General features: G+C 55.2%; 10 protein-coding genes and 1 riboswitch. Of the genes, 7 read left to right on the top strand and 3 right to left on the bottom strand.

Going from position 1 to position 10,062, the window contains the following annotated elements:
* Nucleotides 1-352: 352 nt before the first annotated feature.
* Nucleotides 353-2,059: a M3 family oligoendopeptidase gene (locus ACH2AT_RS11065; RefSeq protein WP_394966054.1), complete on the bottom strand. Its 1,707-nt coding sequence runs from the start codon at nucleotides 2,057-2,059 to the stop codon at nucleotides 353-355.
* A gap of 144 nt (nucleotides 2,060-2,203) precedes the next feature.
* Nucleotides 2,204-2,304: riboswitch (THF riboswitch) on the top strand.
* Nucleotides 2,305-2,469: 165 nt separating this feature from the next.
* Here ACH2AT_RS11065 and ACH2AT_RS11060 point away from each other — a divergent pair.
* Entirely contained in the window at nucleotides 2,470-3,021 is a 552-nt protein-coding gene (locus ACH2AT_RS11060) for a folate family ECF transporter S component (RefSeq protein WP_394966052.1), read from the top strand.
* Between the two features lie 108 nt (nucleotides 3,022-3,129).
* On the opposite strand, the gene ACH2AT_RS11055 is transcribed toward ACH2AT_RS11060, so the two are convergent.
* A complete protein-coding gene (locus ACH2AT_RS11055) occupies nucleotides 3,130-4,335 on the bottom strand; it encodes a cation:dicarboxylate symporter family transporter (protein ID WP_177522482.1) in 1,206 nt (401 codons plus the stop codon).
* A gap of 91 nt (nucleotides 4,336-4,426) precedes the next feature.
* A complete protein-coding gene (locus ACH2AT_RS11050) occupies nucleotides 4,427-5,737 on the bottom strand; it encodes a serine dehydratase subunit alpha family protein (protein WP_394966050.1) in 1,311 nt (436 codons plus the stop codon).
* A 373-nt stretch (nucleotides 5,738-6,110) separates the two neighbouring features.
* On the opposite strand from ACH2AT_RS11050, the gene ACH2AT_RS11045 reads away from it, so the two are divergent.
* From ACH2AT_RS11045 to ACH2AT_RS11020, 6 genes are all read left to right on the top strand, one after another.
* Complete coding sequence (locus ACH2AT_RS11045) at nucleotides 6,111-6,773, top strand: PAS domain-containing protein (protein WP_177522484.1); 663 nt, start codon at nucleotides 6,111-6,113, stop codon at nucleotides 6,771-6,773.
* 177 nt (nucleotides 6,774-6,950) lie between these two features.
* Entirely contained in the window at nucleotides 6,951-7,196 is a 246-nt protein-coding gene (locus ACH2AT_RS11040) for a DUF6061 family protein (protein WP_394966048.1), read from the top strand.
* A 158-nt stretch (nucleotides 7,197-7,354) separates the two neighbouring features.
* A complete protein-coding gene (locus ACH2AT_RS11035; RefSeq protein ID WP_394966046.1) occupies nucleotides 7,355-8,257 on the top strand; it encodes a radical SAM protein in 903 nt (300 codons plus the stop codon).
* Between the two features lie 7 nt (nucleotides 8,258-8,264).
* Entirely contained in the window at nucleotides 8,265-9,518 is a 1,254-nt protein-coding gene (locus tag ACH2AT_RS11030; RefSeq protein ID WP_394966044.1) for a coproporphyrinogen-III oxidase family protein, read from the top strand.
* A gap of 18 nt (nucleotides 9,519-9,536) precedes the next feature.
* Nucleotides 9,537-9,881, top strand: coding sequence for a plasmid mobilization protein (locus ACH2AT_RS11025; protein ID WP_394966043.1), 345 nt, complete (start codon nucleotides 9,537-9,539; stop codon nucleotides 9,879-9,881).
* 11 nt (nucleotides 9,882-9,892) lie between these two features.
* Nucleotides 9,893-10,003, top strand: a complete 111-nt coding sequence (locus tag ACH2AT_RS11020; RefSeq protein WP_394966041.1) for a hypothetical protein — start codon at nucleotides 9,893-9,895, stop codon at nucleotides 10,001-10,003.
* Nucleotides 10,004-10,062 lie beyond the last annotated feature (59 nt).

The following is a 10,062-nucleotide window of genomic DNA, read 5'->3' as shown; positions in this document are numbered from 1 at the left end:
AAAAAGGGTCCTTCAAGTTCTTCTTATTGTTCAATTTTCAAGGTCCTCTGCGCCCCGCGCTTTCGTGAGGCAGCCTGTTTATTATATCGCGCCAGGCGCTGTTTGTCAACACCTTTTTGCGATATTTTTTCAGGCGGCCTTCCGGGCGGGCGGCTGCCGCCGCTTGCCTTCCGGGGGGCGCAAGTCCACATTATACGAGCCTCGACCCCAAAAGTCAACCCCTTTTTTCCATTTTTTTGCTTTTTCCCTCGGCACGTCAAAAGCATGGCCAAAAAAGCCCTTCTCTATACATTCCGTAAGAGAAAAGCCGCCCCGGCTTTTTTAGGGCCGGGGCGGCGCAGAGCATCAAGGTTCAGGCGAGCTCACGGTTTTTTTCGGCGCACCAGGCGGCCACCTGCTTTGCCACCGGCTCGATGGCGCCCGGCTCAAAAGGCACCGCAAAGCCCGCGGCCCTCACAAGGCCGGCGTAGGTGTCGGAGCCGCCCTTCTTCACCAGCGCCAGGTACCGCTGCCAGGCGTCGTCCCTGTCATTGAGGGAAGCGGCGAAGAACTGCAGCGCCGCCATCTGGGCCAGGCAGTAGTCGATGTAGTAGAAGGGGGCCTCGTAGATGTGCAGCTGACGCTGCCAGCCCGCGCCCCGGCTGTAGAAGGGCAGGGTCTCGAAGTCGTTCCAGGGGCGGTACTTGCGTTCCAGCTCCAGCCAAACGCCGCCCCGCTCGTCGGGGGTGAGGTGGGGCTGGGCGTAGACGATGTGCTGGAATTCGTCCACCATGCAGCCGTAGGGCAGGAAGGTCAAAGCGTCCTCGGCGTGGGCCAGGGCGTACTTGGCGGTGGTGCGCTCGTCGCCGCCGAAGAACAGGTGGTGCCAGGGGGCGGTGAGGAACTCCATGGACATGCTGTGGATCTCGCAGCTCTCCATGCCGGGGTTGGCCAGTTCCTGGCACATGCCCTGGCCCGCGGCCACCCAGGCCTGGAAGGCGTGGCCCGCCTCGTGGGTGAGCACGTCCACGTCGCCGGAGGTGCCGTTGAAGTTGGAGAACACGAAGGGCGCGCCGTAGGCGGGGATGGTCTCGCAGTAGCCGCCGGTGGCTTTGCCGGGGCGGCTGACCAGATCGAACAGCTCGCTCTCGTTCATGAAGCGGATGAAGCGGGCGGTCTCGGGGCTGAGCTCGGTGTACATCTGCACCGCTTTGGCCAGCAGCTCGTCAGCAGTGCCCACGGGGGTGGGGTTGCCGTCGGCAAAGGAGACGGTGGTGTCGTAGAATTTGGCGCCGGCGATGCCGGCGCGGGCGAATTGGGCCTTCATGGACTCATGGGCCAGCGGGGTGACGTACTTCGCCACCTGCTCCCGGAAGCTGGCCACCTCTTTGGGGCCGTAGCCCAGGCGGCCCATCCGCTTGTAGGAGAGGTCCACGTAGCTGTCGTAGCCCAATTTGCGGGCCTGGGCGTTGCGGTTGGCGATCATCTTGGAATAGATGTCGTCCAGCTCTTCCCGGTTGCGGTCGTAAAAGCCGCCCTCGGCCTCAAAGGCGGCCTTGCGCACCGCCCGGTCCAGGCTCTGCTTATAGGGGTCCAGGCCCGGCAGGGTGAGGGTCCTGCCGTCAAATTCCACCTGCGCGCCCGCCTTGATCTTCTGGTAGCGGCTGGCCAGGGCGTTCTCCTGCTGCATCAGCTCCAGCACCTCGTCGGAGGCGGCGCTCACCGCCAGCTCCATCTTGTCCAGCAGGATGGGTGCGTATGCTTCGGCCAGGGCCGCTTTGTGGGGGCTGGCCAGCACGGCGCGGTAGAACTCCAGCTGGGCGTTGCCCACTTCGGGGGCCGCCTGGTCGAAGAAATCGTTCTCCGCGTCGTAGAACTGGTCGCGGGTGTCGAGGGTGTGGCGGATCTGGGCCAGGCGGAAGGCGGTGGCGAAGCCGTCGTCCAGCTGGGTGTGCAGGCGGAACAGGTCCACCAGTTCACTGCCGGAGGCCGCCGCGCCGGCCCGCCGGGCCATCTCGCGGTAGCGCTCCACCGTTTGGGCCACGTTTGGCCGGGTGTAGGGCATTTCGGAAAATTTCAAGGGAGTTCCCTCCTTTTTAAAGATGTGTGCGTCCGGGACGCTTTGTATAACTTTACATATTAGTGTACACCATTTTTGTGAACAATTCAATTTTCTTTGGCGGCGGGGATTGTAAAAGGCCGGGCCGGCCTGTATAATGGGGCTTGCAGAGTAAAAGCCTGCGCGTCAAGTGCCGGCCCGACGGGGAGTTGCGGGGCGGACGAAGGGCCTTTCGGCCCGCGGTGCCGGCTTTGCATCCCGCTGCTGCATAACTGTAACGCGCGGGGCCGGGTCTGCAGAGGGGCGCTCCGCGCTTTTTTGCATCGCTTGGCCGTGGGCCTCTTTCAATTGTGCGGCAAACCGCATTGGGCCGGGGCGTCACAAGAAAACGGTTTCTTGCGCTGCTCCGGCGATTGAAGGAGGTTTTTTGTATGCGTTTTCCCCTGAAAGTGCAGCTGGCGGACAGCCTGGCCGAATTTGGCCGCACCCGCAGCCTTGTGGCGGCGGGGCTTTTGACCGGCGCGGCGGTCATCATCGACCGTCTTTTCACCTTTGAGGTGAGCCCGGTGCTGGAGATCGGCTTTGCTTTTCTGGCCACGGCGCTGTGCGCCGCGCTGTGCGGCCCGTGGGTGGCGGGCACCGCCGGGGTGGCGGTGGACCTTTTGAGTTATTTCCTGCGGCCCAACGGCGCCTTTTTCTTCGGCTTCACCTTCAACCAGTTCCTGCTGGGCTTCATCTACGGGCTGTGGTTTTATAAACGGCGGCCCCGCCCGCTGCTGGCGGTGGGCGCCTGCCTCACGGTGACGCTGGTCATCAACTTTGTCCTCACGCCGTTGTGGCTGCACATCATGTACGGCCAGGCCTTTGTTATTTTCAGCTCGGTGAAGATCGTGAAGAACATCATCAAGCTGCCCATCGACGCGGCGCTGCTTTACGGCACGCTGAAGGCCGCCGGGCGCGCCCGCAACCGTGCCGCCGCCTGATCTTCCCGAACAAAAAATGCCAGACCCCCGGCCTTGCGGCCGGGGGTCTGGTCTATGATAAGGAGTGGCAGAGAGAGGGCTTTTCAGCGGTTCAGCACAAGCAGCCGATCACAGATCGACCGCCAGGTGCTGCTCCTCCATGTGATGTTTGTCGGCATAGCCGGTCAGGATCAGAGTCAGCGCGCCGTCGCCGGTGACGTTGCAGGCGGTGCCGAAGCTGTCCTGCAGGGCGAAGACGGCCAGCATCATCGCGGTGCCGGCGTCGTCGAAGCCGAGCACGCCGGTGATGATGCCCAGAGAAGCCATGACGGTGCCGCCGGGCACGCCAGGCGCGCCCACGGCGAAGACGCCCAGCAGCACGCAGAACAGGATCATGGTGCCCAGGTCAGGCAGTTCGCCGTAGAGCACCTTGGAGACGGTCATGCAGAAGAACACTTCCGTCAGCACCGAGCCGCAGAGGTGGATGTTCGCGAACAGGGGGATGCCAAACTGGATCATATCCTTGCGCAGCACCTTGCTCTTGTTGGCGCACTGCAGGGCCACAGCCAGGGTGGCGGCGCTGGACATGGTGCCCACGGCGGTCAGGTAAGCGGGGCCGTAGTGACGGACCACTTCCAGCGGGTTCTTGCCGGAATAGGCGCCGGCCACACCGTACAGGACCGCCATCCACAGATAGTGGCCGATCATGACGATCACGATCACGATCAGGAACACGGGCAGCTGCTTGGTGATGGTGCCCTCCCAGGAGAGGCCCAGGAAGGTGGCGGTGATGAACACCGGCAGGACGGGGATGACCACCTTGGTCACGATGTCCAGCACGATGTCCTGGAACTCGATCAGCACCTTGGTGGTGGTGCCGGCCTTGGTCCACACGGCGGCCAGGCCGATCAGCACGCTGAACACCAGAGCGCTCATGACGGACATGATCTGGGGGATATCCAGCTGGAACACCGCGGTGGGCAGCTCACGCAGGCCGTCCATCGAGCTGGCGATGTTCAGGTTGGGGATGATGCCATAGCCGGCGCCCATGGACAGGAGGGCGGCCAGCAGGCTGGAGCCGTAGGCCAGCATCAAAGCGATGCCCAGCATCTTGGTGGCGCTGTTGCCCAGCTTGGTGATCGACGGCGCGATGAAGCCGATGATGATCAGCGGCACGCAGAAGTTGATCAGCTGGTTCAAAATGTACTTAACGGTGACCACGACCTGCATGACCGGGTCGCCCCAGCCGCCTTCCGGGATCACAAGGCCGAGCAGAATGCCCAGGATAATGCCCATCAGCAGCCGCGCCGGCAGGCTTGTAAGTAACTTCTTCATACAAAATTCCTCTCTTCCCTTTTTGCTGTGTCCTCTTCTCTCAAAGCAGCGCTTTCAGAGCTCTGCAAAAATGCCCTTCTCTGCCTTCTCCTTACTTCTTGTTGAGCATCATGTGCAGGATGGCCGCGTCCAGCGGGCCGGAGCCTTTATTGCCCAGTTCGGCAAAGTTGTCGATGGTGTGCTCGGGATCGGTCTCCACGATGCCGTCGGTGTTCTGCACCCGCACGCCGCGCAGGGCCATGAAAGCGGCCTGGAAGGCGGCGTTGACGCAGGAGGAGATCTTCAGCGCGCAGTCGGCCTTGGCGCCGTCGCACAGCATGCCGGCCACGTTGCCGATCATGTTGGGCACCGCGCGGCAGACGGCATCGTAGTCGCCGCCCAGCAGGTAAGTAATGGCGCAGGCGGAGCCGGTGCCCGCCACGGTGGCGCCGCACAGGGCGCTCAGGCGGCCGAACTTGGACTTGATGCGGATGGCCACCAGGTTGCTCATGGTCACGGCGCGGAGCATCTTGTCTTCGGAGATGCCCTTCCAGCGGGCCAGAGCCACGGTGGGCATGGTGGCGGTGATGCCCTGGTTGCCGCTGCCGGAATTGGCGACCACGGAGAACGGCGCGCCGGCCATGCGGGCGTCGGCGCCGGCGGAGGCGACCATCATGGAGTTGGTGACCATGTCCCAGGTCATGAGGCCGTCGCGGCAGTTGCGGCGCAGGCCGGGGCCGATGGCCAGGCCGTACTCTTTCTCCAGGCCCTTTTCGCAGATGGCGCTGTTCACGCTCACCGCGCTGCGGATGATGTCGATGGGGTCGTTCATGGGGTCCAGTTCCTTGTCGCAGAAATCGTAGATCTTGCGCAGGGTCAGAAAGTCGGCGATCTCCTCGGGGGTGACCACGTCCTTGTCGGCGCCGCCGGCAGCGCCGCCGGTGGCAGTCATCACGCTCTCGCCGTCGACCTCCAGAACGATCAGGTTGGTGTGCAGGTCTGCGATGACCGCGCGGGCGGTGTGGGTGTCGCCATGGGCGATGACCTCGATGTACAGCTTCTGAGGCACGTCGGCGTGGCCCACGACCACCTTGCCGCTCTCCACCAGAAGCTCGGCAGCCTTGTACACATCGTCAGACACGCCGTTGATGACTTCCAGCTGCTTTTCCGGGGCCGCGGCGCAGGCGCCGATGGCCGAGGCATAGCCCATGCCGGTGTATTTGGTGCCGGGGATGCCGGCCGCCATGGCGTTCTTCAGAATGTTGGTGGAGGCGTTCACTTCCATACGCCGGATCACCTCGCCCCGCTTGTTCAGCTCGGCGCCCGCGTAAGCGCCGGTGAGGGCGACGGCGCCCGGCTCGGTACAGCCGGTGGCCAGCTCCATCTCGCTGTTCAAAATGCGGAAGAACATCGTCTTGTCCATACTCTCGCTCTCCTGTTCTCTCTCTTCGGCCCACGAGCGGCGAAGCCTGCGGCGGCCTGGACCGCGGCCCCGGCGCGGCGATCGCCGCGCATTTTTCCATCGGCGCCGGCTTTTGCCCGGCTTTGTATCTTAATTTTATCACTTTTAAAAAATATGTCAATAATTTCTCACCGTAATAATTTATTATTATCACAATGCCCAAGTATCTATGAATAATTTGTTAATTGTGCTGAGGGATTCTTGCTTTTTTCATCTGTGTTTGCATTTTAAGTGTGTGAATGTTATACTGAAAACGTGTTACATAGAATCGAAAAACAAGCAGTTTGCACACAGGCGCACCGCCGTTTGTATGCAAAGAGGGGCGTGCGGGTATATGCATATCATTCTGGAACAGTACAAAACGCTGGTGGAGTTCCTGGGCCAGGCGCTGGGCAGCGACTATGAAGTGGTGCTGCACGATCTGAGCGAGGGCAACAACGCCATCGTGGCCATCGTAAACGGGCACATCAGCGGGCGCAGCATGGGCGCGCCGCTGACGGCGCTGGCCCTGCGCTTTCTTGCGGACAGGGAGTACGAGCAGCACAACTACAAAGTTGGCTACCGGGGCGTTTCCCGCCGAAACGGGAACCTGCGCTCCTCCACCATGTTCATCAAGGACGAGGCGGGCCAGGTGATCGGCATGCTGTGCATCAACTTCGACCCGTCCCGGGGCATCCAGGCGGCCAACGACATCCTGGCCATGTGCGGCATGCCGCCGGTGAGCTGCGCCCCCCAGGCGGAGGAAGAGGAAGCGCCCCAGAGCACCGAGATCTTTGTGAGCAACATCCCCGACGTGGTGCGGGGAGCCATCGAGGAGGTCACCGGGCGGGCGGGCATGCCCAGCAGCCGGCTGACCATGGAGGAAAAGATACGCATCGTGGAGGCGCTGCAGCAGGCGGGCCTGTTCCATCTGAAAGGCGCGGTGAGCGAGGTGGCCGCCCAGCTGGGCTCCAGCGAGGCCACCATCTACCGCTACCTGAGCAAGCTGAAAAACTGAAAAAAGCGCGGGAAGCTTAGACGGGTGCTCGTAAGACAGTAATTCTAAAAAATTACTATTTTGCGGCATCTGTCTGACAGGGTTGGAAAACAACTACGAAAAGAACGATGTCGAGTCGAAAGACTTAACATCGTTCTTTTTCTATCTCAAAATTCTTGAAATTATGGAGGTTTTACTATGAAACGCCTATTATCTTGCGAGTTTAACTTTGATACGGTCTGTGTGGAGCTGAAGTTCTCAGGCGGCACTATGATTGCCATTGATACCATTGCAGTTGAAAATGAGGTGGCTGACAATATGTATCAGCGGTCAGAACTTGACTATCTTATCTACAATGACCCGATTGCATACGCTGATCTGATACTCAACGGCAACCCCGAAGCCTATCTAAAAGCAGTAACAGAATACAAATCTCTTGATTGATTCGCACACGCCCCAAGGTCATCTTGGGGCGTGTTCTTAAAAATGTTACACTTTAACGTGGTAAATTTTCTACAGCATCTTGAAAAAACAGCAAAAACCATGTACAATAATGTGTGTACACACTTTGATATTCCGTATTAACGCTATGGAGATAAATTATGAAACTATCATCTTTTTTGCACTTTGCTACTTTTGGCGTAAAGACAATTCTGTTTAGAAAGAAATCGCCAATCCTCGGAACTGTAATTGTTACAGATAAATGCAACTTACATTGTAAGCATTGTTCTGTCAACAACATCACAGCAATCGTCCATCCGTATGAACAAATCCGGCAAGAAATGCAGCAACTATATGACATGGGTGTTCGCATTTTGTTCTTCTGCGGTGGTGAAACATTCCTTTGGAAAGACGGCGAACGCACACTAAGAGATTTGGTCATTGAAGCGAAAAGCATGGGATTCCTCATTGTCAATGTAGTTACAAATGGTACATTCCCCATTGATCTTCCAGAAGCGGATTTGATTCTTTTGAGCTTGGACGGAGATAAGCAACGCCATAATGAAGTTCGTGGTGATACCTACGATACCATCATGAAGAACATAAGCAATGCTACCGCAGATAATATTTGCTTCTATATGGCTATCAATCAAATAAACAAAGACTATGTACGAGATGTATGCTTAACGGCTCGTGACACTAAAAATGTTCGTGCGGTATCGTTCAATTTCCATACGCCATACCCCGACACAAAAGAATTAGCTTTGACTAAAGAGGAAAAAGCCAAGTGCTGCGATACGATAACTCAAATGATGAAAGAAGGCGCACCCGTATTCAACCTAAAAAGTGCGTTTCCATATCTTATTGAAAATCGTTTTCCCACACCTTGTCATCAGTGCGTAGTGATGGAAAACGGGAAATTGTCTACCTGCGGACGCTGTATAGATGTTCCCGGTCTTTGCGATCAATGCGGATACTTTTTTGTTGCTGAGTACACGCTTTTGTTCAGAGGCAATCTCAAAATAATCTTTGAAATGCTTCATACATACTTGAAGTACATTTAGGAGTAATATGAGTTTCATTACCAGTTTAACAAGAATGTGGCTTACACGAACAACGAAGCCATTTACGTTCAAAAATGAATATGACCAGATATTGCCGTTTGCAGAGTGTGAAAACCTTGGGCTTTATGTTCATACCCCTTTCTGCAAAAGTATCTGCAACTTTTGTCCTTATTGCAAAGTGCGGTATTCCGCTGAATTATGTGATAGGTACATAGATGCTTTGATTAAAGAAATACACATTGTAGGCAGCCAACATACAGGGCGAAAAAAAGTAACCAGCCTATATTTTGGTGGAGGAACACCTGCCCTTGCCGCTAATCGCATAAAAGATATTGTTGATGCGTTGAACGACCACTTTATCATCACCGAGGGAATTGGATTGGAACTTCATCCCGATAACGTGAATGTGGAAGTGTTGCAAACATTGAAAAAAGCAGGCGTAACAAAAATCAGCATTGGTATTCAATCATTCTGCGACAAGTATCAGAAGATTCTTGGCAGAAAAAAAGTTGATACCGCAGAAATGATGTCTGCTTTGGCGGCGGTTCCTTTTGAAACTGTTTCCATGGACTTCATCTTTGCTCTGCCTGAACAAACCTATGATGATTTGAAGTCTGATATTGACACCGCATTTTCATTGGGTGCAAATCATATTGCTATATACCCATTTATTGATTTCACCTTTACAGAGAGTCCTGTTTCGACAATGCCTAAAAAAGAAAAACGGGAATTGCTTGATGCCATTACGCAATACTGTTTGGGCAAAGGATATTCTCGAAATTCTATCTGGACTTTCTCAAGTGAACTGGATGCAAACTACTCATCCATGACCAGAGATAACTTTCTCGGATTCGGTTGTTCTGCTACAAGCCTATTCAAAGGGCAATTCAAAATCAATACTTTTGATGTGGAGTCCTACTGCGAAAGGGTTCGTTCCGGCAACCTCGCCACATCATTGACAATTCGTTTTACCAAACGGCAACGAATGATTTACTGGCTGTTCTGGACGGCATATAGTACAAGAGTAAATGCACGAGATTTTGAAAAATTTTTTGGTGTACCGTTGAGAAAAATGTATGGATTCGAACTTTGGATTGCAAAGCGATTAGGGTTCATCAACGAGCACGATGGCACTTATGAAATGACGCTAAAAGGTGCTTTCTACTATCATTACTACGAGAACTTTTACACACTATCTTATATCGACAAGATGTGGGGTATCATGCGAAAAGAAGCATTCCCCGAACAGATCAAACTGTAAAAGGATGGTGAGCGCACAATGCCAGATAACAGAAATCGCAAGCGACCGATACAGGTAAAGTTTTTTGTAGATGAAAAAGAGCAAGCTCTGATAAAAAAGAAAATGGAGTTGGCAGGCATTGAGAACATGAGTGCCTATATCCGCAAAATGGTAATTGACGGGTACGTTGTAAAATTGGATATGCCTGAGCTTCGTGATCTGACTCTCAGAATGAAAAGCATCTCCAATAGCGAAAACCAAATTGCCAAGCGTGTCAATTCCACCGGCAATATTTACGAAGCAGATATTGAGGAAATTAAAAAGAACCAGGAAGAAATTTATGAGGGCATCCGAAAAATTCTCACATCACTAGAGAGCTTGTAAAGGCGGTTTATGTGGAGGCACCCGACAAGTCCAGCGGTAAGCGCAAACAGAAGGTACATATCGAATATGACCTCGTTGGCTACATTCCCGTGGATGAACTGATAAAAGCGGAACAGGCATGACCGAAATCATGCCTGTTCCAAGAAATTCAAATATTACTGTTTTACGACCACCGAGCATT

It is taken from the genome of Candidatus Allofournierella excrementigallinarum (assembly GCF_944388085.1).
GTDB classification, from domain to species: domain Bacteria; phylum Bacillota; class Clostridia; order Oscillospirales; family Ruminococcaceae; genus Allofournierella_A; species Allofournierella_A excrementigallinarum.
This window is presented reverse-complemented; position numbering and strand designations above follow the sequence as displayed.

Excerpts from the sequence above, each read along its gene's own strand:
- ACH2AT_RS11055 (WP_177522482.1), bottom strand. The coding sequence starts at position 4,335 with ATGAAGAAGTTACTTACAAGCCTGCCGGCGCGGCTGCTGATGGGCATT.
- ACH2AT_RS11045 (WP_177522484.1), top strand. The coding sequence starts at position 6,111 with ATGCATATCATTCTGGAACAGTACAAAACGCTGGTGGAGTTCCTGGGC.
- ACH2AT_RS11035 (WP_394966046.1), top strand. The coding sequence starts at position 7,355 with ATGAAACTATCATCTTTTTTGCACTTTGCTACTTTTGGCGTAAAGACA.
- ACH2AT_RS11030 (WP_394966044.1), top strand. The coding sequence starts at position 8,265 with ATGAGTTTCATTACCAGTTTAACAAGAATGTGGCTTACACGAACAACG.
- ACH2AT_RS11050 (WP_394966050.1), bottom strand. The coding sequence starts at position 5,737 with ATGGACAAGACGATGTTCTTCCGCATTTTGAACAGCGAGATGGAGCTG.
- ACH2AT_RS11040 (WP_394966048.1), top strand. The coding sequence starts at position 6,951 with ATGAAACGCCTATTATCTTGCGAGTTTAACTTTGATACGGTCTGTGTG.
- ACH2AT_RS11025 (WP_394966043.1), top strand. The coding sequence starts at position 9,537 with ATGCCAGATAACAGAAATCGCAAGCGACCGATACAGGTAAAGTTTTTT.
- ACH2AT_RS11060 (WP_394966052.1), top strand. The coding sequence starts at position 2,470 with ATGCGTTTTCCCCTGAAAGTGCAGCTGGCGGACAGCCTGGCCGAATTT.